This is a genomic window from Micromonospora ferruginea, from assembly GCF_013694245.2.
In the GTDB taxonomy this organism is placed as follows: Bacteria; Actinomycetota; Actinomycetes; order Mycobacteriales; family Micromonosporaceae; genus Micromonospora; species Micromonospora robiginosa.
The window spans coordinates 5,392,277-5,415,813 of sequence record NZ_CP059322.2 but is presented as its reverse complement, the minus strand read 5'-3'; the positions used below and the strand labels follow the sequence as shown (position 1 = coordinate 5,415,813).

The 23,537-nt window shown below is 73.5% G+C and carries 29 protein-coding genes and 2 tRNA genes; 23 read left to right on the top strand and 8 right to left on the bottom strand.

Translation table 11 applies throughout. The annotated features are described in order from the left end of the window. Positions 1–30: 30 nt before the first annotated feature. From H1D33_RS24050 to H1D33_RS24015, 8 genes are all read left to right on the top strand, one after another. A tRNA-Ile gene (locus tag H1D33_RS24050) sits at positions 31–104 on the top strand. A 43-nt stretch (positions 105–147) separates the two neighbouring features. After that, the gene (locus H1D33_RS24045; protein ID WP_013283222.1) at positions 148–276 is read left to right on the top strand and encodes a DLW-39 family protein; all 129 of its coding nucleotides are present in this window, start codon (positions 148–150) and stop codon (positions 274–276) included. 30 nt (positions 277–306) lie between these two features. Beyond that, positions 307–382, top strand: a tRNA-Ala gene (locus tag H1D33_RS24040). 365 nt (positions 383–747) lie between these two features. Beyond that, entirely contained in the window at positions 748–1,002 is a 255-nt protein-coding gene (locus tag H1D33_RS24035) for a FitA-like ribbon-helix-helix domain-containing protein (protein ID WP_181571003.1), read from the top strand. Continuing rightward, positions 984–1,400: a type II toxin-antitoxin system VapC family toxin gene (locus H1D33_RS24030; RefSeq protein ID WP_181571004.1), complete on the top strand. Its 417-nt coding sequence runs from the start codon at positions 984–986 to the stop codon at positions 1,398–1,400. The genes H1D33_RS24035 and H1D33_RS24030 overlap by 19 nt, the downstream gene beginning before the upstream one ends. 209 nt (positions 1,401–1,609) lie before the next feature. Then, positions 1,610–1,936 carry a zinc finger domain-containing protein gene (locus tag H1D33_RS24025; RefSeq protein WP_181571005.1) on the top strand — a complete coding sequence of 109 codons (327 nt, stop codon included), beginning with the start codon at positions 1,610–1,612 and terminating at the stop codon, positions 1,934–1,936. Positions 1,937–1,954: 18 nt separating this feature from the next. Further along, positions 1,955–2,257, top strand: a complete 303-nt coding sequence (locus H1D33_RS24020; RefSeq protein ID WP_220138764.1) for an ArsR/SmtB family transcription factor — start codon at positions 1,955–1,957, stop codon at positions 2,255–2,257. Beyond that, a complete protein-coding gene (locus tag H1D33_RS24015; RefSeq protein ID WP_181571007.1) occupies positions 2,254–2,640 on the top strand; it encodes a VOC family protein in 387 nt (128 codons plus the stop codon). Before H1D33_RS24020 ends, H1D33_RS24015 begins: the two co-directional genes overlap by 4 nt. A gap of 5 nt (positions 2,641–2,645) precedes the next feature. Here the strand turns inward: H1D33_RS24015 and H1D33_RS24010 are convergent, their stop codons facing one another. Beyond that, entirely contained in the window at positions 2,646–3,236 is a 591-nt protein-coding gene (locus H1D33_RS24010) for a dienelactone hydrolase family protein (RefSeq protein WP_181571008.1), read from the bottom strand. 64 nt (positions 3,237–3,300) lie between these two features. On the opposite strand from H1D33_RS24010, the gene H1D33_RS24005 reads away from it, so the two are divergent. Beyond that, on the top strand, positions 3,301–3,894 hold the full coding sequence (locus tag H1D33_RS24005; RefSeq protein ID WP_181571009.1) for a winged helix-turn-helix domain-containing protein: 594 nt from the start codon (positions 3,301–3,303) through the stop codon (positions 3,892–3,894). Positions 3,895–4,080: 186 nt separating this feature from the next. Beyond that, on the top strand, positions 4,081–5,028 hold the full coding sequence (locus H1D33_RS24000; protein WP_181572609.1) for an L-threonylcarbamoyladenylate synthase: 948 nt from the start codon (positions 4,081–4,083) through the stop codon (positions 5,026–5,028). Positions 5,029–5,035: 7 nt separating this feature from the next. Here H1D33_RS24000 and H1D33_RS23995 read toward each other — a convergent pair whose 3' ends face one another. Beyond that, on the bottom strand, positions 5,036–9,505 hold the full coding sequence (locus H1D33_RS23995; RefSeq protein WP_181571010.1) for a cation-translocating P-type ATPase: 4,470 nt from the start codon (positions 9,503–9,505) through the stop codon (positions 5,036–5,038). Between the two features lie 153 nt (positions 9,506–9,658). Here H1D33_RS23995 and H1D33_RS23990 point away from each other — a divergent pair, with 153 nt between their 5' ends. From H1D33_RS23990 to H1D33_RS23970, 5 genes are all read left to right on the top strand, one after another. Continuing rightward, positions 9,659–9,919 carry a hypothetical protein gene (locus H1D33_RS23990; protein ID WP_181571011.1) on the top strand — a complete coding sequence of 87 codons (261 nt, stop codon included), beginning with the start codon at positions 9,659–9,661 and terminating at the stop codon, positions 9,917–9,919. Positions 9,920–9,974: 55 nt separating this feature from the next. Further along, entirely contained in the window at positions 9,975–11,351 is a 1,377-nt protein-coding gene (locus tag H1D33_RS23985) for an MFS transporter (RefSeq protein WP_181571012.1), read from the top strand. 351 nt (positions 11,352–11,702) lie between these two features. After that, positions 11,703–12,494, top strand: a complete 792-nt coding sequence (locus H1D33_RS23980; protein ID WP_181571013.1) for an SDR family oxidoreductase — start codon at positions 11,703–11,705, stop codon at positions 12,492–12,494. 37 nt (positions 12,495–12,531) lie between these two features. Then, positions 12,532–12,681: a hypothetical protein gene (locus H1D33_RS23975; RefSeq protein WP_181571014.1), complete on the top strand. Its 150-nt coding sequence runs from the start codon at positions 12,532–12,534 to the stop codon at positions 12,679–12,681. A 96-nt stretch (positions 12,682–12,777) separates the two neighbouring features. Continuing rightward, positions 12,778–13,326, top strand: coding sequence for a YbaK/EbsC family protein (locus H1D33_RS23970; RefSeq protein WP_181572610.1), 549 nt, complete (start codon positions 12,778–12,780; stop codon positions 13,324–13,326). 36 nt (positions 13,327–13,362) lie between these two features. Here the strand turns inward: H1D33_RS23970 and H1D33_RS23965 are convergent, their stop codons facing one another. The 4 genes from H1D33_RS23965 to H1D33_RS23950 all read right to left on the bottom strand — a co-directional run bounded on the left by H1D33_RS23965 (position 13,363) and on the right by H1D33_RS23950 (position 16,778). After that, positions 13,363–13,995: a DsbA family oxidoreductase gene (locus H1D33_RS23965; protein WP_181571015.1), complete on the bottom strand. Its 633-nt coding sequence runs from the start codon at positions 13,993–13,995 to the stop codon at positions 13,363–13,365. Between the two features lie 20 nt (positions 13,996–14,015). Continuing rightward, positions 14,016–14,441: a SufE family protein gene (locus H1D33_RS23960; protein WP_181571016.1), complete on the bottom strand. Its 426-nt coding sequence runs from the start codon at positions 14,439–14,441 to the stop codon at positions 14,016–14,018. Positions 14,442–14,533: 92 nt separating this feature from the next. Then, positions 14,534–14,953 (bottom strand): CBS domain-containing protein, encoded by a 420-nt coding sequence (locus H1D33_RS23955; protein ID WP_181571017.1) that lies wholly within the window; start codon positions 14,951–14,953, stop codon positions 14,534–14,536. A gap of 55 nt (positions 14,954–15,008) precedes the next feature. After that, positions 15,009–16,778, bottom strand: coding sequence for a proline--tRNA ligase (locus H1D33_RS23950; RefSeq protein WP_181571018.1), 1,770 nt, complete (start codon positions 16,776–16,778; stop codon positions 15,009–15,011). Positions 16,779–16,847: 69 nt separating this feature from the next. Here H1D33_RS23950 and H1D33_RS23945 point away from each other — a divergent pair, with 69 nt between their 5' ends. Both H1D33_RS23945 and H1D33_RS23940 read left to right on the top strand, forming a co-directional pair. Beyond that, positions 16,848–17,222, top strand: coding sequence for a VOC family protein (locus tag H1D33_RS23945; RefSeq protein ID WP_181571019.1), 375 nt, complete (start codon positions 16,848–16,850; stop codon positions 17,220–17,222). 29 nt (positions 17,223–17,251) lie between these two features. Next, on the top strand, positions 17,252–18,025 hold the full coding sequence (locus tag H1D33_RS23940; protein WP_181571020.1) for a class I SAM-dependent methyltransferase: 774 nt from the start codon (positions 17,252–17,254) through the stop codon (positions 18,023–18,025). On the opposite strand, the gene H1D33_RS23935 is transcribed toward H1D33_RS23940, so the two are convergent. Continuing rightward, positions 18,000–18,194, bottom strand: a complete 195-nt coding sequence (locus H1D33_RS23935; protein WP_181571021.1) for a DUF397 domain-containing protein — start codon at positions 18,192–18,194, stop codon at positions 18,000–18,002. The genes H1D33_RS23940 and H1D33_RS23935 overlap by 26 nt on opposite strands. Next, positions 18,185–18,988, bottom strand: a complete 804-nt coding sequence (locus tag H1D33_RS23930) for a helix-turn-helix domain-containing protein (protein ID WP_181571022.1) — start codon at positions 18,986–18,988, stop codon at positions 18,185–18,187. Before H1D33_RS23930 ends, H1D33_RS23935 begins: the two co-directional genes overlap by 10 nt. Positions 18,989–19,083: 95 nt before the next feature. Here H1D33_RS23930 and H1D33_RS23925 point away from each other — a divergent pair, with 95 nt between their 5' ends. From H1D33_RS23925 to H1D33_RS23900, 6 genes are all read left to right on the top strand, one after another. Continuing rightward, positions 19,084–19,410, top strand: coding sequence for a hypothetical protein (locus H1D33_RS23925; RefSeq protein WP_181571023.1), 327 nt, complete (start codon positions 19,084–19,086; stop codon positions 19,408–19,410). Positions 19,411–19,457: 47 nt separating this feature from the next. Next, on the top strand, positions 19,458–20,036 hold the full coding sequence (locus H1D33_RS23920) for a putative immunity protein (RefSeq protein WP_220138742.1): 579 nt from the start codon (positions 19,458–19,460) through the stop codon (positions 20,034–20,036). Next, positions 20,033–20,548 carry a putative immunity protein gene (locus H1D33_RS23915; RefSeq protein ID WP_181571024.1) on the top strand — a complete coding sequence of 172 codons (516 nt, stop codon included), beginning with the start codon at positions 20,033–20,035 and terminating at the stop codon, positions 20,546–20,548. Before H1D33_RS23920 ends, H1D33_RS23915 begins: the two co-directional genes overlap by 4 nt. 101 nt (positions 20,549–20,649) lie before the next feature. After that, on the top strand, positions 20,650–21,180 hold the full coding sequence (locus H1D33_RS23910; RefSeq protein WP_181571025.1) for a SigE family RNA polymerase sigma factor: 531 nt from the start codon (positions 20,650–20,652) through the stop codon (positions 21,178–21,180). Next, positions 21,177–22,310, top strand: coding sequence for a TolB-like translocation protein (locus H1D33_RS23905; protein WP_181571026.1), 1,134 nt, complete (start codon positions 21,177–21,179; stop codon positions 22,308–22,310). Before H1D33_RS23910 ends, H1D33_RS23905 begins: the two co-directional genes overlap by 4 nt. A gap of 163 nt (positions 22,311–22,473) precedes the next feature. Further along, the gene (locus H1D33_RS23900) at positions 22,474–23,487 is read left to right on the top strand and encodes a hypothetical protein (RefSeq protein WP_181571027.1); all 1,014 of its coding nucleotides are present in this window, start codon (positions 22,474–22,476) and stop codon (positions 23,485–23,487) included. Positions 23,488–23,537: the final 50 nt, after the last annotated feature.

The window sequence follows — 23,537 nt, the reverse complement described above, 5'->3', positions numbered from 1 at the left end:
GCGATGGGTTAACCTTGCTCGTCGCTACGCGGGGCTATAGCTCAGTCGGTTAGAGCGCAGAGCTGATAACTCTGAGGTCGCTGGTTCGATTCCAGCTAGCCCCACCGCACATCGTCCGACGCCAGTCGAGCGCGAGGGGTCAAGCCCATGTTCAAGAAGCTCCTGATCCTTGCCGGCATCGTCGGCGTCGCCGCCGTCGTGGCCAAGAAGGTCAAGGCCTCGAACGACGAGCGCGCCCTCTGGCACGAGGCCACCACCGCGCCCGACCTGCGCTGAGCGCCACACCGGGCGGTTCCCGCCCGACACGGGGCCCTAGCTCAACTGGCAGAGCACTGCCTTTGCAAGGCAGGGGTTAGGGGTTCGAGTCCCCTGGGCTCCACCACTTAACGTCACCTAGCTGTTGACGTGCGCTTCCGTGGTTCGCATGACCGAGGCATAGGGCTTCGCCCGTTCGCCGGATAGGTCATGATCGGGCTCGGCTCTGTGTAGTTTGAGCTATATCTGTCCGGTGAACACCGGGCCAGCCCAGCGCGCCGGGCGACTAGGACGACAGGCATGTCCGTGACTGCTTACGGGCGCTACGTCGGACCGACGCCTGAGCGGCCGCAGCTCGGTAGTGCGGGTCGATGCGGGAGGCACTCGACCTGTGGTCCGACGACGAAGCCTGCCGCAGTCGTCATACGAACCGGTTGGTCGCGGCTTCGAGTCTTCCTGGCCAGCGAGTGATGCCGCATGCATAATGAATGCATGGTTGCTCTCCAGATTCGGGACGTGCCGGAAGAAGTGCGAGACGCCCTGGCGGCGCAGGCCAAGGCGCGTGGGCAGTCACTCCAGGCGTACCTGCTGGATCTGGTGGAGACGCAGGCTCGGCGGCTGCGCAACACGGCGGCCCTCGATCGCTTCGCCGGCCGATCGGACGGTGCTCGCTCCCTACCGGGGGAAAGCGCGGGCGAGTTGAATGACCAGCGGGAGCAGCGCGGACCATGGGGAAGCGCCGCATGATCGTCATTGATGCGTCGGTTCTGGCCGATGCCGTGGTTGACGACGGGCCGGTCGGCGACGCGGCGCGGGCGGAGCTGACCGGAGATCCGCACTGGGCCGCTCCGAGTCATCTTCTGGTCGAGGTCATGTCGGTGATCAGGGGCAAGGTCCTCGGTGGGAAGCTGGGCCTTGCCCGGGCTCAGGAGGCGATCGACACCCTGCCCTCGTTGGTCATCGATGACGTTGACATCGCGATGCTGCTCGACCGGATGTGGCAGTTGCGGGGCAATGTCACGGCGTACGACGCGGCCTACGTCGCGGCGGCGGAGTTGTTGGCCTGCCCACTCGTGACCGGAGATGGTCGGCTCGCCAAGGCCAGCGGCGTCCGTTGCGAGTTCCGACTGCTCGCGGTGTCCTGACAAGGGCCACCCGAGAATCGGCCTGAGGTCCCTGGGCCGGCCAACCTCAGTGGAAGCGGGTCACCGGCGATCGTCGCGGGGTGGTTCGCATGGTGGTACCTCCGGCCCACCAGCACACACGCCCGCTGACCTCGATCCTCAGTAGAGCCCGGCGGACGTGCAGACGTCACGCGTACGGCGTTTGGTCCGACCGAGTGCGGGGACGCCCGATGATGCATTTCGAATTGAACGAGCCCAGGGCTGCCGAGCGGTTCTGGGAGGGCATGCGAGAGATCGCCGCAGCCGCTACCCGACACCAGGACTACGAGCTGTACGCGGCCATCGTGACGGTGGGCCGGGCGGCCTTGTCGCAGGGTATTGAGCTGGTGCCGTCGGGTGGCTTGTTCCTCCGCTGTCCGGTGTGTTCCGCGGTGCCGGGCCAGCGTTGCATAAACCTGCCCGGCCACCTGCTGGGCGACAGCCAACTCCACTCCGAGCGGGCGGTGTTGGCGGAGCGGGTGATTCGAGGAGAGGTGCCTCTGCCGGTCCCCTTGTAGGCAAGTGATTACTTGCCTATTGTGGTTCGGGTGGGTGACCTCTACCAGGCGCTGGCCGACCACACCCGCCGCCTGATCCTCGACGAGCTGACCGAACGCGACGGTCAGACCCTGTTCGAGATCTGCGGCCGGTTGGCCACCCGGCACCAGGTCACCTCGTCCCGGCAGGCGATCTCCCAGCATCTCGACGTGCTGGAGGCCGCCGGCCTGGTCATCACGCGCCGGCAGGGTCGCTACAAGTTCCACCACCTCGACACCCGGCCGCTGCGTGCTGTCGCCGAGCGATGGCTCGGTGCCGAACCCCGACAGGAGACGCCATGAGGATCAACCTGACCAGCGTGTACGTCGACGACCAGGCGAAGGCGCTGCGCTTCTACACCGAGGTGCTGGGCTTCGTGAAGAAGACGGACGTGCCGACCGGTGAGCACCGCTGGCTGACCGTCGTCTCACCGGACGCGCCGGACGGCGTCGAGCTGCTGCTGGAGCCCGACGCGCATCCGGCGGCCAAGGCGTTCAAGGAGGCGCTGGCGGGCGACGGCATCCCACTCACGCAGTTCGCGGTGGACGACGTCGCGGCCGAGCACGAACGGCTGCGCGGTCTCGGGGTGTTGTTCACCCAGGAGCCGGTCGACATGGGGCCGGTGGCGACCGCGGTGTTCGACGACACCTGCGGCAACCTGATCCAGATCGCGCAGTACAAGTAGCGGCGTCAGCCCAGCCGGCCCAGCAGGTCGCGGCTGCGGCTCACCGCCAGCGCGGTCGCCTCGGCGTCGTACGACGGGAGCGAGCGGTCGGTGAACAGGTGCCGGTCACCGGGGTAGACGAACAGCTCGCCCCGGTCCGGGCCGACGATCGACACCAGCTCGCGCGCGGCGTCGACGTCGCCCTCCAGCCCGAAGAACGGGTCCCGCTCCATCCCGTGGACCTGCACCGCCACGCCGTCGGGCCAGGGGCCGATCGCCCACTCGCCGGTGACCGGCAGGCAGGCCTCGTAGAGCAGGGCGGCGCGGGCGCCGGGCCGGGTCTGGGCGAGCCGCTGGGCGATGGCCGCGCCCCAGGAGACGCCGGCGTAGACGAGATCGGGAGGCAGGTCGGCGGCGATCCGGTCGGCGCGTTCGTCGAGGGCGTCGCCGCCGATCCGCTTGGTGAGCGCCGAGCCCTCCTCCACGCTGGCCGGCAACTCGCCGTCGAACAGGTCGGGGACGTGCACGGTGTGTCCGCCGGCGCCGAGGGCGTCGGCGAGCGCGCGGACACCGTCGGTGCGCCCCTGCAGGTGGTGGAAGAGGAGGATCTCGGCCATCTCTAGACTCCTGACTGTCGGACCAGAATCATCGAACGAACCAGAATCTTAGAACGGTCGAGAAATGTCGGTCAATCAGCGGATCCCGGACTACGACCTCGACGACCTGCTCGTGGTCACCGCCCCGGAGCAGTTGAAGGCGCTCGCCGACCCGCTGCGCGGCACCCTCCTGGAACTGCTCCTGGAGCGCGCGGCCACGGTCAACGAACTCGCCGCCGCCGTCGACCGGCCGAAGAGCAGCGTGGCCTACCACGTCAACCAACTGGTCGACGCCGGTCTGCTGCGGGTGGTGCGCACCCGCCGGGTCCGGGCGATCGAGGAGCGGTTCTACGGCCGCGTGGCCCGCACCTTCTACGTCGGTGCGCTCCACCGCCCGGAGGACAAGCAGGTCGCCGCCGGCATCAACGGACTCGCCGAGGCGGCGGCCGAGGCGGCCGCCGCGCACGCCGCCGACGAACTGCGGTGCACGCTGGTGCACGCCCGCATCCCGATCGAGGACGTACGCGAGTTCTGGGCCGAGGTGCAGGCGCTGGCCCGGCGATTCGCGCAGATCCCGCGCGCCGGCGAGCAGGTGTACGGCTTCGCCGCCGGCCTCTACCCCACCGACGCGCCCACCCTGCCCGACCCGGCCGACCCCGCTTCCGACCCGCAGACCTGACCGCCGGCGTGCGGGCCCGCCCGTCCGCCGTCCAGACGGCGACCTGCGGACGCGGTAACCGGCGGAAGCGGCGAACCGACGCGGGCCGCCGGGGCCGCCGGGGCCGCCGGGGCCGCCGGGGCCGCGCCGAAGCGGTGACCGGGAGCAGGCTAGCGTCGGAGCGTGAGCACCGGATCTCCCCGCGTCCTGCCGGCCGGCAGTGGCATCGACGAGGCCGCCGCCGTCCTGCGCGCCGGCGGGCTGGTCGCCTTCCCCACCGAGACCGTCTACGGGCTGGGCGCGAACGCGTTGGACGCCCGCGCCGCCGCGCGGATCTTCGAGGCGAAGGCCCGGCCCAGCTTCGACCCGCTGATCAGCCACCTGGCCGACGCCGCCGACCTGCCGGCGCTCGTCGGCGCGGTGCCGCCGGCCGTGGCCGCGCTGGTCGAGCGGTTCTGGCCCGGCCCGCTCACGCTGATCGTGGACCGGCCCGCCGCGATCCCGCCGATCGTCACCTCCGGCCTGGACACGATGGCGGTCCGGGTGCCCGACGAGCCGGCCGCCCGGGCGCTGATCGCTGCCGCCGGGGTGCCGGTCGCCGCGCCGAGCGCCAACCGGTTCGGGCAGCTCAGCCCCACCCGGGCCGAGCACGTGGTGGCCGGGCTGGGCGGCGCGGTGGACGTGGTGCTCGACGGCGGGCCCACCCGCTGCGGCATCGAGTCGACGATCGTGGACGCGCGGGGCGAACGGCCGGTGGTGCTCCGGCTCGGCGCGCTGCCGGTGGAGGCGCTGATCGAGGCGGTCGGGCCGGTCGAGGTACGTCAGGGCAGCTCCGGCCAGCCGGTCGCGCCCGGGACGCTTGCCGCGCACTACGCGCCGCGTACCCCGCTGCGGTTGGGCACGTCGGCCGAGCACGACGGCGGCCGGCGGGGATTCCTGGCCTTCCGGAAGCCACCGGCGGACGGCGACTGGGCGGCGGTGGAGGTGCTCTCGCCCGACGGCGACCTGACCGCGGCCGCGGCGCGGCTCTTCGACGCGCTGCACCGGCTCGACGCCGCCGGGGTCACCGCGATCGTCGCCGAGCCGGTGCCCGACGAAGGGGTCGGTCGGGCCATCAACGACCGGCTGCGCCGGGCCGCCGCGACCTGGCACTGAGCGCCGGTCAGGACGAACCGGGCTGCGGCAGGCGGTCCACCAGCCGGGTCAACGCGCCGTTGGCGAACGTCGCGCCGAGCGCCGAGCCGGTGGCGATGGTCCAACCCACCGGCCCCAGCGGCGTACAGCCGAAGAACTGGCTGACCCCGGGCGTCTGCACCACCGCGACCAGCACGCCCACCGACGCGGCGGTGGCGGCCAGCACGGTGGGGCTGGTGCCGCCGGCCAGCACGGTCTGGCCGAGCTGGGTGCCGATCAGCGAGGCGAGCGCCACGGTGCCGGCCCGCCGTTGCGTACCGGTCCAGCGGGCCATCGTCCAACCGGCGGTCGCGCCCAGCGTGGTCGCCGCCGCGCGCAGCCCGATCTCCCGGGTCATGGTGGCGCCGAGCGACGAGTCCGGCCCCTCCCGCAACAGGTGGTCGGCACGGTCCTCGGCCGGCGGTCGGACCGCGATGGCCAGCGCCGGAGCCAGGTCGGTGAGCAGGTTGACCAGCAGCAGTTGCCGCCCGGTCAGGGCCGACCGGCCGGTCGAGGCGGCGCTCAGCACGCTGAACGCGATCTCGCCGAGGTTGCCGCCGACCAGGATGCTCAGCGCGTGCCGGACCGAGGACCACATGGCCCGCCCCTCGACCAGCGTGGCGATGATCGTCTCCAGCCGGTCGTCGGTGACCACCAGGTCGGCGGCGGCGCGGGCGGCCGGGGTGCCCCGTTGACCGAGCGCGATGCCCACGTCGGCGAGGCGGATCGCCGGGGCGTCGTTGGCGCCGTCGCCGGTCATCGCCACGGTCCGGCCCCGGCGCTGCAACGCCTGGATGATCCGTACCTTGTGCGCGGGCGTGCAACGGGCCACCACGTCGGTGGCCATCAGCAGCTCGGCGAGCGCCGTGTCGTCGAGCCGGTCCAGGTCGGTCGCGGTCACCACCCGCTGCTGCCCGTGGTCGGGGCTGATCGTGGCGGCGATCGCCTCGGCGGTGGCCGGATGATCCCCGGTGATCATGACGGTGTGCACGCCCGCCCTCCGGATCCGCTCCACCGCCGGACGGGCGCTCTCCCGCACCCCGTCCGCCAGCGTCAGGAACCCCACGAACACCAGGCCGTCGACCTGCTCGTCGGTGACCGCGTCGGTGGACACCCGGCACTCGGCCAGGGCGAGGATGCGGTGCCCGGCGCCGGCCCGGGCGGCCAGCATCGCCTGCACCTCGTCCCGCCCGGCCGCGTCCAACGGCCGGTCACCCCCGGCGGTACGCCGGGACGCGCAACGCGGCAGCACCGACTCCGGCGCGCCCTTCACGCTGAGCAGCGACCCGTCCGCGGTGCGCCCGACCGTGGCGCTGTAACCCCGCGACGGCTCGAACGGCAGCCCACCGGTCGCGGTCCACTCCGTCGCCCCGGTGCGCTCGGTCACCCCGGCCGCGTTCGCGCCCCGGCGTACCGCCCGGTCGGTCTGCTGCGGCAAGTCGTCCGGATCGTCGGCGGCCGGGGTGGCCCGCAGCGCCGCCGCCAGCGTCGACCGGAGCGTGTCGTCCAGGCGGTCCGCCGGGGCGTACCGGTCGTCGCCGGTGCCCACGCCGGCCAGCAGCAGCTTCCCCTCGGTCAGCGTGCCGGTCTTGTCGAAGCAGAGCACGTCCACCCGACCCAGCGCCTCGATGGTGCGCGGGTTGCGGACCAGCGCGCCGTGCTCGGCCAACCGCCGCGCCGCCGCCAACTGGGCGGCGCTGACCAGGAACGGCAACCCCTCCGGCACCGACGCCACGGCCAGGTTCGCGGCGGTCGCCGCCGTCTCCGCCAGGGGTACGCCCCGCAGCAGCCCCGCCCCGGCCACCGCGATCGCCGAGCCGGCCGCCAGCGGCACGGCGGTGCTGGTCAGCTTGCCGAGTCGCGCCTCCACCCCGCTGGCCGGCGGGGCCTGCCGGGCCAGGGCCAGGCTCCGGCCCGACTCCGTCTCCGTGCCGGTGGCCACCACCACGGCGGTGCCGTGCCCGGCGGCGACGGTGGTGCCCTCGAAGAGCATCGAGTGCCGCTCGGCGATGGCCGCCGCCACCACCGGCTCGGGGCTCTTCGCCACCGGCAGCGACTCACCGGTCAACGACGACTCATCGGCCTCCAGGCCGTCGGTGGTCAGCACCCGGCAGTCGGCCGGTACGGCGTCACCGGAGCTGAGGCTGATCACGTCGCCGGGCACCAACTCCTCGGCGGGCACCACCCGTTCGGCGCCGTCGCGCCGCACCCGGGCGGTGATCGCCGAGCGGGACAGCAGCTCGGCCAGGGAGCGTTCGGTGTTGCGCTGGTGCACGGCCCCGATCACCGCGGACCCGCCGACCAGACCGCCGACCAGTGCCGCGTCGACGAGCGAGCCGAACGTGGCGGACAGCACCGCCCCGGCGGCCAGCACCGGGGTGAGCGGATTGGACAGCTCGTCGACGAACGCGCGGAGCAGCCCGGCCGGCCCGTGCCCGTCGCCGGCCGACGCGCCCCGGCGGCGACCGGCCTCCTCGTCGGTCAGCCCGCCGGGACGGGTGCCGAGCTGGTCCAGCACCGTCTCCACCGGCATCAGGTGCCAGGCGGTGAGCGCGGGCGTCGGGGTGCCGGTGCGGTCCGGCAACCGGTGGGCCCGGAAGACGCCGTGCGCGAACGCGACCGCGGCGGCGCCGTTCACCGCCGCCATGGTCCGGCCGGGTAGCTGCCGCCGCTCGGCGGTGAACGCGCCGAGCGCGCCGAGTCCGCTGCCGGCCATGGCGATGCGGATGTTCTGCCCGGTCATCCGGCGGGCCACCCCGGCGGCGTCCACGAGCAGGGCGGGGACCCGCAGGTCGTCGCCGACCAGCAGGTGCGCGCCCCACGGGGGCAGGTCGTCCGGCGCGGACACGCCGAGGCCGCAGTCGGCGGCGGCGAGCGCGGCGCGCCGCCCGGAGACCACCAGCACCACCGCGCCCTCGCGTTGCAGGTCACGGACCGCGTCGCCGAGCCGGTCGCCGCCCGGCACCCGGCGGTCGGCGAAGTCGTACCGGCCGTCCTCGGCACCACCGATCACCAGCCGGAATCCGGCCTGCCGGACGGCGGACACCAGCGCGTCCACCCCGGGCGCGGGTTCCGGCTCGACCCGCAGCACGGCGGCGAGCCGGCCGCCCTCGGCCAGCCCGAGCAGCCGCCCGCCGTCGGCGCGCAGCCGCTCGCTGTCCGGAGTGTCCCCGGGATCCTCGGCGTCGAGGCGGTCCAGCGGCCCGAGCCGCCAGCCGTCGTCGGACCGTACGGCGTCCGGGTCGGCCGGGTCGAACAGCGCGAACGCACGCGCGGCCACCTGCCGGGTCTCCGCGCCGGGCAGCGGGGCCAGGTCGGACAGCACACCCCGGTCGGAGCCGAGCACCGCGGCGTCCAGCAGCACCGTGTCGATCCGGTCCAGCTCCCGCAGCACACTGCGGTCCATGGCGATCACCCCGCGCCGGGCCAGCATCCGGCCGAGCTGCGCGGCGTACCCCTCGCGACCGCTGCCCGGCGCCTTGGGCAGCGCGGAGAGCGCGAGCGCGGCGGCCCGCTTGCCCCCGGCGACCGGGATCGCCGCGGCCCCGGCCACCGCGCCGGCCGCGAGCATCCGCTGGACGTAGCGCTCGGCCGGCCCGTCCGGCACCGGGCAGGGCCGTTCGCCGTCCGGCACCCGCGCGACCGCCCGGTCCGGGTCGCCGGTCAGCCTCGGCTCGGCCCGGCTCCACGCGGCGAGCTGGGCCCGCGCCTCACCCCACTGCACCACCCGCTGCGCGCCGTCGAGCACGATGCCGGCCCACCCGCCGGTGAGGCCCTGCACCACCGCCTCGGCGAGCGGGAACAGCACCTCGGCGCGGGGGTCGGCCCGCAGGCCACGATCGGCGAGCGCGTGCAGTTTCGGGTGCAGGTCGACGGCGTTGAGCAGACCCGCCACCTCACCGGGGACCGGTGTGAACGGCAGGATCCGGGTGGCCGCGGAGATGGTGAGGCCGAGCGCGTCGGAGGCGAGCGCGCCGAGCGTACGCGGGGTGCGCGGGCCCTCCTCGGGCGGATGCGGCGGCGGGATCTCCGGGTCCGGCTCGTACGGGCAGACCCGCTCGGCGCGCGTCACGGTGTCGATCAGGTCGCGCAGCTTCGGCTTCGGCTCGCCGGTCGCCACCACCACCCGGCCGGACGGCGCGTTGACCCGTGCCCAGGTCACCCCCGGCACCGCCTCCAACGCCGCCTCGACCTGCCGGGCCAGCCGGTCCCCGCCGTCCTGGCAGACGCCGTGCACCTCGATGTGGTGCCGGCCGTCGCGAGACCACACCCGCCGCCGGGACAGGCCGGTCAGCCGGGCCAGGCGGGTGGCGGCGGAGCCCACCGTCCCCGCCGCCTCGGTGACACCGGGCGGCACGGCGACGTCGGGCAGGACCGACCCGACGGTACGCGCGACCCGCGCCACGGCGTCCGGCACGGCGGCCGGCGACAGCAGGAGACCGGCGAAGCCGTACGCCATCTCGCCTCCCGGATTCGTCCCGGCGGCCCGACTTCCCGGCGCGGCGTCCGTTATGCCCCCTGGGTGGGGGAAGTTTCCCCGCTGCCCGGGGCATGGACGCCGGGGGCGGTGGAATGCCGGGTCGATGCGTCGTCGCAACCGGGGGAGGCAGGGATGAGCACGCTGACGCGACACATGAGCGGAGCACGGGAGACGGTCCGGGCGTACAGCCGACGGGTGGACGTCCCGCTGCTGGGCGAGGTGGCCGTGCCCCCGCCGGACAAGCTGGCCTACTACGCCGGCATCGGGGTGCTCGCCGCGTTGCAGGTTATCGAGTGGCCGCTCGCCCTGGTCATCACCGCCGGGCACGTCCTCGCCGACCAGCACGCCTCCGGCCTGGCCAAGGGCGTCGGCGAGGCGTTGGAGACCGCCTGACGAGACCGGGCCCACAGTTGACCTCAACCACGGTTGAGGAACCAGGCTGGAGCCCATGACGACCGCCACCGCCACGCCCGGGACCTCCGCGGACGGCCTGTGGTCGCCGGGCCTGCGGGCGATGACCGTGGGCAGTGTCGCCCTGGTGTCGCTGCTCGCGTTCGAGGCCCTCGCGGTGGGCACGGCGATGCCGACGGTGGCCCGGAGCCTGGACGGCCTCGGCCTGTACGCGCTGGCGTTCGGTGGACCGTTCGCCTCCGGGGTGGTGGCGATGGTGGCGTCCGGCATCTGGTGCGACGCACGGGGGCCCCGTCCGGCCATGTGGCACGGCGTGGCCTGGTTCGTCGCCGGGCTGGCGCTGGCGGGTGCCGCCACCGGGATGGGCGTGCTGGTCGCCGGCCGGGTGGTGCAGGGCTTCGGCTCGGGCCTGCTGTCGGTGGCGCTCTACGTGATCGTCGGGCACGCGTACCCGGAGCGGCTGCGGCGGCGGATGTTCGCCGCGTTCGCGGCGGCCTGGGTGGTGCCGTCGCTGGTCGGGCCGGCGCTGGCCGGCCTGATCGTGGAGTACCTGGGCTGGCGGTGGGTGTTCCTCGCGGTGCCGGCGGTCGCGGTGCCGGCGGTGCTGCTGATCCAGCCGGGGCTGCGGTCGCTGGCCGGCACCGTGCCCACCCGCCCACCGGCCGGGGCGCTGGCGCGGGTGGGCTGGGCCTGCGGGGCGGGGGCGAGCGCCGCACTGCTGCACCACGGGGGGCAGCAGCGCGGCGTGCTCGCCGCCGGCTTCGTCGCGGCGGCGCTGGCCGGGTTGCTCGTCTGCGTACCCCGGTTGTTGCCGCCGGGGTTCCTGCGGGCGGCGCGCGGGCTGCCTACGGTGATCGGCCTGCGTGGCCTGGCGTCGGCGGCGTTCGTCGGCGCCGAGGTGGTGATCCCGCTGATGCTCTCCCGGGAGCGCGGCTTCTCGCCCACCGGCGCCGGGCTGGTGCTGACCGTCGGGGCGCTCTCCTGGTCGGCGGGTTCGTGGATCCAGGGCCGGATCGCCGCGCCCCGCTCCACCGCCACCCTGCCCCGGGCCGGTCTGGCCTGCATCGCCGTCGGCACGGCGGGCGTCGCGTCGGCGCTGCTGCCGGGGATCCCGGTGGCACCGGCGGTGTTCGCCTGGGCGGTCGCCGGCCTGGGCATGGGCCTGCTCTACCCGTCGCTGTCGGTGCTCACGCTGGAGTTGTCCGCGCCGGCCGAGCAGGGCCGGAACTCCTCGGCGTTGCAGTTGGGCGACTCCCTGGCGGCCGCCACCGTGCTGGCGTTGACCGGGGCGGTGCTGGCCACCGGCGCGTCGCCCGGCCCGGCGAGCTACGCGGTCACCCTGGCGGTCGCGGCCGGGTGCGGACTCCTCGGCCTGCTGCTCGCCGGCCGCGTGGCGCCCCGGCCGGCCGGCTGACCGGCGGTGGGGTCGGCGCCCGACGGGGCCGGACGGATGTGTTGACGCAGCGTGATGCCCCTCAGAAGAAGGCATCACTTTTCTCGGTTATACCTCTCGGTCATATCTATGACTCAGAGGTATCACGCGGAAAAGTAGACCCTCCTTCAGCGCGGCCCGGCCCTCGCGCCGAGCGGTCCGGCCGCCGCGCGGCCCGCTCCCCGCGGCCGGTCACGATCCTCGCCGCTGTTCCGTCCCCTGTCCGGCCGAACTCGAACGGCACCGGACAGGGGGACTCGACCGGCTCGGGAACGGGGACTCGACCGGCGTGGAGCGGACGGCCGCGCGGCTACCGAGCGGGAGGATGTGGCGATGCGGGTGTTGGTGACCGGGGCGACCGGACGACTCGGGCGGGTGGCCGTGCCGCGGCTGCGGGACGAGGGGTTCACGCTGCGGGCGGTGAGCCGCCGGCCCGGCGCCGGCGAGGGTGACGGCGAGGGCGTCGAGTGGATGGCCGCCGACCTGGCCACCGGCGCCGGACTGGCCGAGGCGGTCGCCGGGATGGACGCGGTGCTGCACCTGGCCTCGTCGCCGAACCGGCGTACCCACCAGATCGACGTGCTCGGCACCCGCCGGCTGACCGTGGCCGCCGGCCACGCCGGGGTCCGGCACCTGGTGTACGTCTCGATCGTCGGCGTCGACCGGGTGCCGCTCGGCTACTACCGGCACAAGCTCGCCGCCGAGCAGGTGATCGCCGCCGGCGCGGTGCCGTGGAGCGTGCTGCGGGCCACCCAGTTCCCCGGCTTCCTGGCGGAACTGCTGGCCGGCGCGAGCCGGTTGGGCCCGGTGATCGGGGACCGGGCGGTGCTCGCCCAGCCGGTCGACCCCGGCGAGGTGGCCGACCGGCTCGCGGTGCTGCTGCTCGCCGGCCCGTCGCACCGGGTGGAGGACTTCGGCGGTCCCGAGGTGCTCCGCTTCGACGAGGCTGCCCGGGCCTGGCTCGCGGCCCGCCGGTCCCGCCGGCCGCTGCTGCCGATCCGGATCCCGGGGCGGCTCGGCCGGGAGTTGCGGGCCGGCGCGCTCACCACGACCGCCACGCCTACGGGCACCCGCACCTGGGCGGACCACCTCGCTCACACGTACGGGGGAACGGGCCGAAGGTGAGGGTCGGTCGCGTTCCGGTCGGCCTAGCGTGAAGTCCATGCTGGTCTTCGTCGCCACCATCGTGCTCTACGTCTTCGGCTTCGTCTTCCTCTACGGCGTGATCCGGGTCGGCGTCCGGCACGGGATCCAGGACGCCGAGGCGAACCGCCCCGAGGTGCCGCAGCGGCGCCAGCTCACCGAGGTGTAAGGCGGGGGCCCCGGTTAACGGATTCGGTAGAGGAGGGGGCCCCGCTTAACCGCGCGGTGAGCGGGCGGCCGGTGCAGGTGCAAGGATCGCCCCGTGATGGGAACGCTGAAGACGGAGCCGGCCCGGGTCCGGCTGGACCTGTTGGCCCCGCCGGTCGCCGCGGCCGTGGAGCGCTGGCCGGACGAGGCGCCGGTCGACGTGAACGAGGTGCTGGTCGCCCCGATCGACGCCGAGCTGGCCGACACCGCGGCCTTCTGCGCGGCGTACGAGGTGGGGCTGGACGAGTCGGCCAACTGCGTGGTGGTCGCCGGTAAGCGGGGCGGCGAGACCCGCTACGCCGCCTGCATCGTGCTCGCCACCACCCGGGCCGACGTGAACGGCGTGGTCCGCAAGCTGCTCGACGTCCGCAAGGCGAGCTTCGCGCCGATGGCCGAGGCGGTGGAGCTGACCGGCATGGAATACGGCGGGATCACCCCGATCGGGCTGCCCGAGGAGTGGCCGATCCTGGTCGACTCGCGGGTGATCGCCACGCCGCACGTGATCATCGGATCGGGTGTACGCCACAGCAAGATCGCCCTGCCCGGGCCGGCGCTCGGCGCGCTGCCCGGAGCGAGGGTGGTGGAGGACCTGGCCAGGCCGGCCTAGGGCCTCATTCGCATCGATCTTGTTCCACGTGAAACATCACCCGGCCGCCTCCCGCTGGGCCACCTCGCGCAGCGCGGCGAGCATCGTCTCCGGCTCCTGGGCGCCGGTGACCGCGTACTTCCCGGCCAGCACGAAGGTCGGGACGCTGGAGACGCCGAGTTGGTGTGCGGCGGTCAGCTCGGCGGCCACCTCGCGGCGGCCGAGGTTCGACTCCAGATAACCGCGCGCCTCGGTCTCGTCCAGCCCGACCTCGGTGGCGAGCGTGACCAGCACGTCGATCGACCCGACGTCGAGACCGTCGGCGAAGTGCGCCCGGTAGAGCCGCTCGACCATCTCGTCGGCGCGCCCCCGCTCGGCGGCGAAGCGCACCAGCCGGTGTGCGTCGAACGTGTTCGCCGCCACCGCTTGGTCGAACCGCAGGTCCAGACCCGCGCCGGCGGCGATCCCGGAGACGTGGGCGGCCATCTGGTCGGCCTTGTCCCGGCCGCCGAACTTGTCGCCCAGCGCGTCGAGCAACGGCCTCGGCTCGGTCACCGGCGTCGGGTCGAGCTGGAACGGCCGGTACCGGACGGTCACCTTGCCGTCGTACGACTCGATGGCCTGCTCCAGGCGGCGCTTGCCGATCCAGCACCAGGGGCAGGCGACGTCGGCGTAGATCTCGATCTCCATGTCCAGCGACAACCCGCAGGTCAGGCGATCTGTTCCCGGACCTGGCGCTTGAGCCGGGCGAGGATGGCGGTGCCGCCGCGGACCCGGAGCGGGCTGATCGCCTGGGCCAGGCCCATCCGCTGGTAGAGATCGTCCGGGACGGCCAGCACCTCCTCGGCGCTCGCGCCGGCCAGCCCTTCGGCGAGGATGCCGGCGAACGCGCGGGTGGTCGGCGCCTCCGGCGGGCAGTCGAAGACCGTGCTCACCGTCTTGTCCGCGTTCACCTCGGCGCGCAGGAAGAACGCGGTCTGGCACTCGGGGACCTGCTCCAACGCCTCCCGGTCGGTCCCCTCCGGCAGGGGCGGGATCACGTCGGCGAATTCCAGCAGCATCTCCAGCACGACGTCGCGCGGGGCGGCGGCGAACTCGTCGACGATCTCGGCCAGCTTGGTCGGCATCTCGGGCATGCGTCGAGGTTATCCGGCCGCCTCCGGGCCGGAGCGGGGTGTTAAGCGGGGCCCCCGCCTCTACCGAAGGCGTTAAGCGGGGGCCCCGCCTTTCATGAGTTGGGTGGGGCCTGGCTGATGTCGCTGAGGGTCGAATCGGGGTCCAGTCGGATGGCCAGGTCGCCCAGGGAGACGATGCCGACCAGCTTCCGCTCGTTGTCGCAGACCAGCACCCGCCGGATGTTGCGCTCGCGCATCAACGCGGCCGCCTCGCTCGCCGTGCAGTGCTGCTCGATCATGACGACCTCGCGGGTGATGATCGACCCGATCGTGGTGGTGCCCGGGTCGGCGCGCTCGGCCACCGCCCGTACCACGATGTCGCGGTCGGTCAGCACACCGGCGAGGGTGGCGCCTTCGGTCACCACCACGTCGCCGATGTCGGACTCCTTCATCACCCGGGCCGCCTCGTCCAACGGGGTCTCCGCGGGGAGATAGACCACCTGCTTGGTCATCACGTCGTTGACGCGGTACATGAGAGCCTCCGAAACGCCTCGGTCGATCCCTATGCGGTACCCGGTGGCGCAATCGCTACACCCGGTCGCGGCGCGTCGCACCCACCTCGTCGAGCAGGCGCGCCACGACGTCCGCCACGGACAGTTCGGTCCGCTCGCCGCCGGCCCGGTCACGCAGCTCGACGTACCCGTCGGCGAGGCGGCGGCCGACCACGACGGCGCGCGGGATGCCGATCAGCTCGACGTCGGTGAACTTCACCCCGGCGGAGACGTGGGTGCGGTCGTCGACGAGCACCCGCAGGCCGGCGGCGGCGAGACGTTCGCCCAGCTCCAGCGCCGCGTCGAGCTGCGGCCCCTTCCCGGCCGACACCACGTGTACGTCGCACGGCGCGACCTCGGCCGGCCAGACCAGCCCCCGGTCGTCGTGGTGCTGCTCGGCCACGGCGGCGACCGCCCGGGACACGCCGATGCCGTAGCAGCCCATGGTCGGCCGGACCGGCTTGCCCTCCGGGCCGAGCACGTCGACCGTGAACGCGTCGGTGAACCTCCGGCCGAGCTGGAAGATGTGCCCCACCTCGATGCCGCGCCGCAGGGTCAGCTCGCCGTCACCGCAGGCCGGACAGGGGTCGCCCGGGCGCACCTCGGCCGCCTCGATGGTGCCGTCGGGCACGAAGTCACGCCCGCAGACCACGTCGGTGGCGTGCCGCCCCGGCTCGTTCGCCCCGGTCAGCCAGGCGGTGCCGGTCACGACCCGGGGATCGACCAGGTAGCGGACGCCGTGCTTGGCCAGGATCTGCGGCCCGAGGTAGCCGCGGACCAGCTCCGGGTGCGCGGCCCAGTCGTCGAACACCGCCACGGCGGCCGGGTGCAGCGCCGCCTCGACCCGCTTCAGGTCCACCTCACGGTCGCCCGGCAGGCCGACGACCAGCAGCTCGGCCCGCTCCGCACCCGGCTTCCGGACGCTCAACACCACGTTCTTCAGGGTGTCGGCGGCGGTCCACCCGGTGCGGCCGGCCAGCGCGCGCTCGTTCGCCAGGTCGACCAGGGACGCGATGGTCGGCGTCTCCGGCGTGTCGTGCACCTCGACCGGCGGGTGCGCGTCCGGGTCGCCGGCCGCCGGCGCGCCGGTCACCACCGCCTCGGTGTTGGCCGCGTAGTCGCAGCGGGTGCAACCGACGTAGGTGTCCTCACCGGCCGGCGTGGCGGCCAGGAACTCCTCCGACGCCGAACCGCCCATCGCGCCGGACATCGCGTGCACCGTGGTGAAGTCCAGCCCGAGCCGGGTGAATATCCGCCGGTACGCCTCGCGGTGCCGGTCGTAGGCGGCCTGGAGCCCGGCGGCGTCCAGGTCGAAGGAGTAGGCGTCCTTCATCAGGAACTCGCGCCCGCGCAGCAGACCGGCCCGAGGACGGGCCTCGTCCCGGAACTTCGTCTGGATCTGGAACAGCGTCACCGGGAAGTCCCGGTACGACGTGAACAGGTCCTTCACCAGCAGCGCGGCCAGCTCCTCGTGGGTCGGCGCGAGCAGGTGCTCGGCACCCTTGCGGTCGGCCAGGGTGAAGATGTCGTCGCCGTACTCGCTCCACCGCCCGCTGGTCCGGTAGGGCTCCGCCGGCAGCAGCGCCGGGAAGTGCACCTCCTGGTCGCCGATCGCGGTCATCTCGTCCCGGACGATGGCGGTGATCCGGTCCAGCACCAGCTTGCCCAGCGGCAGCCAGGTGTAGCCGCCCGGTGCGGCGCGGCGGACGTAGCCGGCGCGGAGCAGCAGCCGGTGGCTCGGCACCTCCGCGTCGGCCGGATCCTCACGCAGGGTCCGGAGCAGCAGGGTGGACACGCGTAGCAACATGGGCGCAGCGTACGGCGACGACCGGCGCGCGGGCGATCCGTTTCGGCCTTCCCGGGGTATGACTGTCGCATGGAAGATCGTCCCCGGTTCTCGTTGACGTCCACCGTCCTCGACGCGCCGTCCGCACAGGAACTCGCCGTCTTCTACGAGCGGCTGCTCGACTGGCCGCGACGTGAGGACGAGCCGGACTGGGTGGTGCTGGCCCCGCCGGACGGCGGCGCCACGCTGGCGTTCCAGGACGAGCCGGCGTACGTGCGTCCGGTGTGGCCGGCCGGCCCGGGTGACCCGCCGATGATGCTCCACCTCGACATCAAGGTGGACGACCTCGACGTGGCCTCGGCGTACGCGGTGTCGCTCGGTGCCACGGTCGCCGGATACCAGCCCCAGGACGACGTGCGGGTGCACCTCGACCCGGTCGGCCACCCGTTCTGCCTCTACCTCTGAGGCGTTTCCCGGCCGGCTAGGCTACCGGGGTGACCGCCACACCGTCGGCTCGCGCGGTGAGCCAGTACGCGACGACGACCGGCAACCTCACCGCCCGGATGGCGCTGCACGCCTACGGCACCAACCCGCAGGGCTGGTTCGCCTGGCTCGGTGAGCGGCTGCCGCTGGCCGGGGACGTGCTGGAGGTGGGCGCCGGCACCGGCGAGCTGTGGCGTCGGGTGGACCGCCCGGCGACCGGGCTGCGGCTCACCCTGACCGACTTCTCACCCGCCATGTGCGACCGGCTGCGCGAGGTGCCGGGTGCCCGGGTGCAGCGCTGCGACGCCACCCACCTGCCGTACGCCGACGCCGCCTTCGACACGGTGATCGCCAACCACATGCTCTACCACCTGGACGACCCGGACGCGGCGCTGGTGGAGTTCGCGCGGGTGCTGCGCCCCGGTGGGCGGCTCGCCGTCGCCGTGAACGGCCGCGACCATCTCGCCGAGCTGGACGCGCTCGGCCCGGTCATCGACCGATTCGACCTCGCCGTCGGGTCCCATCAGAACGACGTCACCGCCGAGACGACGCCGGCCCGGATCGCGGCCCACTTCGCCGACGTGACGGTCGAGCGCTACCCCGACGAGCTGGCGGTGCCCGCCGTGGAGCCGGTCCTCGCCTACCTGGCCAGCATGGTCGGCCCGCTCACCGCCGCGCAGGAGTCGGCCGCCCGCGACATGGTCCAGGCCCGCATCGAGGCGGACGGCGCTTTCCGGGTACGCAAGCACACGGTGCTGATCAGCGCGGTGCGCGGCTCCCGCTGACCCGGACGAAGGCGCACCAGGCGTCAGGCGTGAAGGTGAGGACCGGTCCGGCCGGGTCCTTGCTGTCGCGCACCCCGACCACCCCGGCCAGGTTGCCCGCCACCTCGACGCAGTCGCCCTGGGTGCCGCTGCGAGTGGACTTCCGCCAGATCGCGTTGATCAGCTCCACGACGACATCACTTCCTTCATCAGGTGGGCCGACTGCTGGCGTGGAAGCGCCTCACTGCGGACGCTCTCCCATCTGGACAGCAGGATAGCTACACCCTCGTCGTTGTCGACCACGACGCCGCCGAGCTGGTTCTCCAGATGGCCGACCCACCCGCCGTCGGTGCTGCGGGCCAGAGCGAAGGGACCGACCAGTCCGACATGCATGGGGACCCGTGTCGGCACGAGGTGAATGTCGATGTGGGGGTGCTCACTGCATTCGATGAGATGTGTGACCTGCGCGGCCATCAACCCTCGGGAGGCCTCATCAGCACGGCGCAGGACGGATTCCTCGATGACCGCGATGTACTTCGGACGGTCCGGGCTGGAGAGGATGGACTGTCGGTCCAGCCTCACCCCGACCCGTCGCTCGACCTCGTCATCGCTGATCAGGTCATCGGTGCGGATCATGGCACGCGCGTAGTGCTCGGTTTGGAGGAGCCCTGGCACCAGGTTCGGTTGATAGGTGCGCAACTGCTGGGCCTGGCGTTCGGCTTCCAGCCAGGGGCGGAACCAGCTCGGTTGGCCATCCCGTTCGGCGAGCTTGAGCAGCGAGGTCAACAACCCACCGGTGCCCAGCACCTCGTCCGCCCGCTTCAGGAAGAACCGGTCCAACGGCCGCTGGCCCAACTCCACCGCCGACACCTGCGAGTTGGAGAAGTGCACCAGCCTCCCGAACTCCTCCTGGCTCAGCTCGGCCTTGAGTCGCAACCGCCGCAGTTGTGCGCGGATCAGCTCGGCTGTCGGCTCGTTCTCCACCCGGCCTCCTCGGACATCCGCCGAGTTCCCCAGCCGCTCCCGGTTCGGCCCCGACGGCTTCCGAGCGTAGTCGCGTCTTCAGCAAGCTGTCACGCATGAACCTTCCCGTGCCACGGCTCGGGCCGTACCCGAATCGGCCCCGTCCCTATCCGCCCGACCACCCGGCGCATCTGCCGATCCGGCCGTTGTGGCTCTGTCGTGCCTGCGGCTCACCGTGGCCCTGCGCGCAGGCCCGGCTGCTGCTCAAGGTCGAATATGCCGACCACCCGGTCGACCTGGCCGTCTACCTGTCCGGGCTCTACCACGAGGCGACCCACGACCTGTTCCGGCTCAACCCGCACGAGGGTCCGACCCCACGTGACCTGTTCGACCGGTTCGTCGGCTGGGGCCCTTACCGACGCGGTGTCGTCGGGCCGGGCTGACCGTCGAGTACGAACGTCCGTGGGCTCCGTCGATAGGATCCACCGCCATGGCAGCGCGCAGGACCGTCGTGTCCGGAGACTTCGACCTGACGATGGACGAGCTGCGGGTGGTGGCGCGTTACGTGCTCCGGCACGCGGAGGACGTCCTGCCGGTCTTCGAGCGGGCCGTACCCGACGATCCGCGTCCCCGCGCGGCGATCGAGGCGGCCCGGACGTTCGCCGACGGGGCCGACCGGACGAAGCTGCAGCGGGTCACGTCGATCGACGCGCACCGGGCGGCCCGGTCCGCGCCCGACGAGGCGGCCCGCCTGGCCGCGCGATCCGCCGGTGACGCGGCCGCGGCGGCGTACCTGCATCCCCTCGCCCAGGCCAGCCAGGTCGGCCACATCCTGCGGGCCGCCGCGAGCGCGGCGCGGATCGGGGAGCTGACGGCGGGCGGTGACCCGGCGGTCGGCGACGCCCTGCTGGACCGCTCGCGGCGGCTCGCCGACCCGGTGCTCGTCGACGTGCTCCGTCGCTACCCGCCGGTGACCGGCGGCAGCAGCCGGGTCGCCCGGCTGATGAGTACGCTCGACGGTGCGCTGCGGCGCACGCCGGAAGCGGGTGGGACGGAGGACCGGTCGTGATCCTGTCGAAGGTCCGGGACCCCCGCCTCGTCACGATCCGTCGTGGCGGGACGCTCACCGACGACGACCACCGGCTGCTCGCGCTCTGGGCCGCCACCTGCGCGGAGCACGTCCTCCCGCTGTTCGAGGCGGTCCGGCCCGACGATCCGCGTCCGCGCCAGGCGATCGCGCACATCCGGGCCTGGGTGCGGGGCGAGGTCACGATGATGGTGTCCCGCGCGGCGGGCGGGCACGCCATGGGCGCGGCGCGGGACCTGCGCGGGGCGGCGCGCCACGCCGCGTACGCCGCCGGCCAGGCCGGTGCGGTCGCCCACGTCGCCGCGCACGAACTCGGCGCCGCCGCGTACGCGATCAAGGCGGTGCGGGCGGCGGCGCCGGACGGTCGGGGCGACGAGGCGGGGCGGGCCGAGTGCCGGTGGCAGCGCGCCCGACTCCCGGCGGCGATCCGCGAGCTGGTCCTCGACGACCAGCGGCTGCGCAACGACATCTGCTGGTCGACGTTCGACTGCTGAGTCGGGGAAAACCGACACCGGGCGACGGCAACCATCGAGCGACGAGGTGACGTCTGGAGGGGCATCAACAGACGCACCACTGACCCGAAGGATCGGCTCGTGTGGACCCTCTCCTGAGTGAGTTCGACTCGTTCGTGCGTACCCGCACACCGGCGCTCCTGCGCTCGGCCTACCTGCTCACCGGTGACCAGCACCTGGCCGAGGATCTCGTCCAGTCCGCCCTGGCCCGTACCCACCGCTCCTGGAGCCGGCTGCACGACAGCGGCAACGCGGAGGCGTACACCCGAAAGATCATGTATCACCTGCAGGTCTCCTGGTGGCGCCGCCGCCGGGTGGCCGAGTCGATGCCGGGCGACCTGCCCGAGTCGCGCGGAGGCGACTCGGGACCCGACCACGCCCAGCAGATCACGCTGCGGCTCACCCTCCGGGCCGCGCTGGCCCGGCTCTCCACCCGGCAACGCGCCGTGCTGGTGCTGCGGTTCTTCGAGGACCGCAGCGAGGCCGAGGCGGCGGAGATGCTCGGCGTCACCGTCGGCACCGTCAAGAGCCAGACGTCGAAGGCGCTGACCAAGCTGCGCACCGTCGCGCCGGAACTCGCCGACCTTTACGCCACGGAAGGATCCGCCCGATGAACCAGGACCGCCTGCGCCTCGACCTGGCCGACCTGGCCGACGAGGTCACCCCGGTCGACCTGCGGGACCGGGCCCTGCGTACCTCCCGCCGGCTCGGCATCCAGCGGGCCGTCGTCACGTCCGCCGCCGCGCTGGTGGTGCTGGCCGCCGCGACCGGCACCGCACTGGCGATCCGACCGAACGGCCAGGCGCCCGCGCCGGCCGGACCGTCGATCACCAGCAGCCCGCCACCCCAGGTCACCCCCACGCCGAGCCGGTCCGTCGAGCCGTCCCGGACGACCTCGAAGAGCCCCGACTCGGGAGCGGGCCAACCGCAGTCGGCGTTGACCGGCACCCGCTACTACCTGGAGCAGACGTCCACCCGCTCCCGGATCCACGCGGTGCGCGGCACCCAGGACCGGGTGGTCCACGAGGTCGTGCACGAGGGCAGCCGCTGCGAGTCCAACACCGTGTCCCTCTCGCCGGACGGCAAGCGGGTGGTGTGGGTGCAGGACAGCACCGACAACAACATGAGCGGCGTCCTGTTGATCGCCACCGTCGGCGAGAACGGCGCGACGACGCTGGCCGAGGGAATCAGTTGCCTCGGCACCCGGCCCCTGCGCTGGCAGGGCGACGACCTGCTGATGGTGCAGCGGAAGAACGGGCAGTCCGTGCTCTACGACGCGGCGGCCAACAAGCAGGTCGTCGGCGACCCCGGGCAGGAGACCGATCGCTGCTGGTCCGCCGACGGTGCCTGGCTGGCCGCCGTGTCGGAGGGCAAGCCCTACGTCTCGAACGACGGCGACCTGCGGCAGTACACCTACACGCCGCCGCAGCAGGAGGCCGCCAAGTGGGACGGTTGGGAGGCGCGCAGCGTGTCCATGGACGGCCGGTACGTCGCGGTGGGCTGGATCGGCACCGACCCGTCCCGCCGGGACGGCAGCTTCGCGGTGGTCGACACCACCCGCAGCAAGGCGGTCGACCTGCCCGGCACCGGTGAGGTACGCAGCGTCCTGTTCAGCGTCGACGGCACCGTCCTGCTGCGGCGGGGCAACGGCATCACGGTCCTCGACCGCCGGCTCACGCCGGTCGGCACAGTGACCGAGCCGTCCTCGCTCCGGAACCGGGCACTGCTGGCGTACGTACCCTGACGCACCTGGTGACAGGCCCCCGCGCGACATGCGACGGGGGCCTGTCGCACATGCGCGACCGGTCGGAAACTTCTCCGTCCCGGGCGGCAACCATCCCGATCGAAACGAACGTCTGGCAGTGCGTCAGACACGCGCGTCACCGAACCCCCCGAAGGGTCACATCGTGAACGTCCTCACCACCGCTCGCGGACTGCGTACCGCCGTCACCCTCGCCGCCACCGCGCTTCTGGTGGCGGGTGTCGGCGCCTGCGGCGAGGGCGGAACCACACCCGCGCCCGCCTCCCCGCAGTCGTCCGGCACCACCGCCGTCGTCACCCCGGCCGCCGCCCCCGCCACCCGGGCCGGCTCGTCGGCCGCCCTGCCCGGTACGCGCTACTACCTGGCGTTCGGCGAGCAGGCCGCGGAGGTCCACGTCGTACGCGGCGACTCGGACCGGGTGAGCACGACCGTGCCGTACGGCGGCGGTGAGTGCGTGCGGAACACGATCACCATCTCGCCGTACGGTGAGCGACTGGCCTGGGTGGAGGGAAAGGCCGGGGCGGAGGCCGGCACGCTCGTCACCGCCCTGGTCGACGGCACCGGCCGGGCCACGATCGCGAAGCGGGCTCCCTACTCCGGCCGGATCGTCTGCCTCGGCGACCAGCCGCTGGTGTGGAACACCAACGACCGGCTCCTGGTGCAGCAGGAGGGCCACTCCGCGCTCCTCGACCTGGCCACCCGCCGGCCGGCCGCCGGCGACGCCGGGAACGAGACCCTGAAGTGGTGGACCCCGGACGGGCGGAACTGGGCGGCCGTCTCCGAGGGCCGGCCGTACGCGACCAACAACGGCCGGACCACCTTCTACCGGTTCACCCCGCCGAAGGCCGAGGCGGCGCGCCACGACGGCTGGCGGGTCCGCAGCGTCTCGCCGGACGGCCGGTACGTGGCGGTCGGCTGGCTCAACACCGACACGTCCCGCAACGACGGCAGCTTCGCGGTGGTCGACACCACCACCGGCCGGACCGTGGACCTGCCCGGCGACGGTGCGGTCCGCAGCATCCTGTTCGCCACCGACGGCGCGGTGCTGGTCCGGCGGGACGGGGGCATCACCGTCCTGGACCGGACGTTCCGGGCGGTGGGCACGGTGACCGAGCCGACCGGGCTGCGTGGGGCGGCGCTGCTGGCCTACGTTCCCTGAGTCCAGGCGGCTGTCGGGAACCGGACGTCGAGACGTCCACCACGTCCGGC

What these genes read in the sequence shown, in the direction of transcription:
- H1D33_RS24045 (WP_013283222.1), top strand. Translation starts at nt 148, where the DNA reads ATGTTCAAGAAGCTCCTGATCCTTGCCGGCATCGTCGGCGTCGCCGCC.
- H1D33_RS24035 (WP_181571003.1), top strand. Translation starts at nt 748, where the DNA reads ATGGTTGCTCTCCAGATTCGGGACGTGCCGGAAGAAGTGCGAGACGCC.
- H1D33_RS24030 (WP_181571004.1), top strand. Translation starts at nt 984, where the DNA reads ATGGGGAAGCGCCGCATGATCGTCATTGATGCGTCGGTTCTGGCCGAT.
- H1D33_RS24025 (WP_181571005.1), top strand. Translation starts at nt 1,610, where the DNA reads ATGATGCATTTCGAATTGAACGAGCCCAGGGCTGCCGAGCGGTTCTGG.
- H1D33_RS24015 (WP_181571007.1), top strand. Translation starts at nt 2,254, where the DNA reads ATGAGGATCAACCTGACCAGCGTGTACGTCGACGACCAGGCGAAGGCG.
- H1D33_RS24010 (WP_181571008.1), bottom strand. Translation starts at nt 3,236, where the DNA reads ATGGCCGAGATCCTCCTCTTCCACCACCTGCAGGGGCGCACCGACGGT.
- H1D33_RS24005 (WP_181571009.1), top strand. Translation starts at nt 3,301, where the DNA reads ATGTCGGTCAATCAGCGGATCCCGGACTACGACCTCGACGACCTGCTC.
- H1D33_RS23995 (WP_181571010.1), bottom strand. Translation starts at nt 9,505, where the DNA reads ATGGCGTACGGCTTCGCCGGTCTCCTGCTGTCGCCGGCCGCCGTGCCG.
- H1D33_RS23990 (WP_181571011.1), top strand. Translation starts at nt 9,659, where the DNA reads ATGAGCACGCTGACGCGACACATGAGCGGAGCACGGGAGACGGTCCGG.
- H1D33_RS23985 (WP_181571012.1), top strand. Translation starts at nt 9,975, where the DNA reads ATGACGACCGCCACCGCCACGCCCGGGACCTCCGCGGACGGCCTGTGG.
- H1D33_RS23980 (WP_181571013.1), top strand. Translation starts at nt 11,703, where the DNA reads ATGCGGGTGTTGGTGACCGGGGCGACCGGACGACTCGGGCGGGTGGCC.
- H1D33_RS23975 (WP_181571014.1), top strand. Translation starts at nt 12,532, where the DNA reads ATGCTGGTCTTCGTCGCCACCATCGTGCTCTACGTCTTCGGCTTCGTC.
- H1D33_RS23970 (WP_181572610.1), top strand. Translation starts at nt 12,778, where the DNA reads ATGGGAACGCTGAAGACGGAGCCGGCCCGGGTCCGGCTGGACCTGTTG.
- H1D33_RS23965 (WP_181571015.1), bottom strand. Translation starts at nt 13,995, where the DNA reads ATGGAGATCGAGATCTACGCCGACGTCGCCTGCCCCTGGTGCTGGATC.
- H1D33_RS23960 (WP_181571016.1), bottom strand. Translation starts at nt 14,441, where the DNA reads ATGCCCGAGATGCCGACCAAGCTGGCCGAGATCGTCGACGAGTTCGCC.
- H1D33_RS23955 (WP_181571017.1), bottom strand. Translation starts at nt 14,953, where the DNA reads ATGTACCGCGTCAACGACGTGATGACCAAGCAGGTGGTCTATCTCCCC.
- H1D33_RS23950 (WP_181571018.1), bottom strand. Translation starts at nt 16,778, where the DNA reads ATGTTGCTACGCGTGTCCACCCTGCTGCTCCGGACCCTGCGTGAGGAT.
- H1D33_RS23945 (WP_181571019.1), top strand. Translation starts at nt 16,848, where the DNA reads ATGGAAGATCGTCCCCGGTTCTCGTTGACGTCCACCGTCCTCGACGCG.
- H1D33_RS23925 (WP_181571023.1), top strand. Translation starts at nt 19,084, where the DNA reads ATGAACCTTCCCGTGCCACGGCTCGGGCCGTACCCGAATCGGCCCCGT.
- H1D33_RS23920 (WP_220138742.1), top strand. Translation starts at nt 19,458, where the DNA reads ATGGCAGCGCGCAGGACCGTCGTGTCCGGAGACTTCGACCTGACGATG.
- H1D33_RS23905 (WP_181571026.1), top strand. Translation starts at nt 21,177, where the DNA reads ATGAACCAGGACCGCCTGCGCCTCGACCTGGCCGACCTGGCCGACGAG.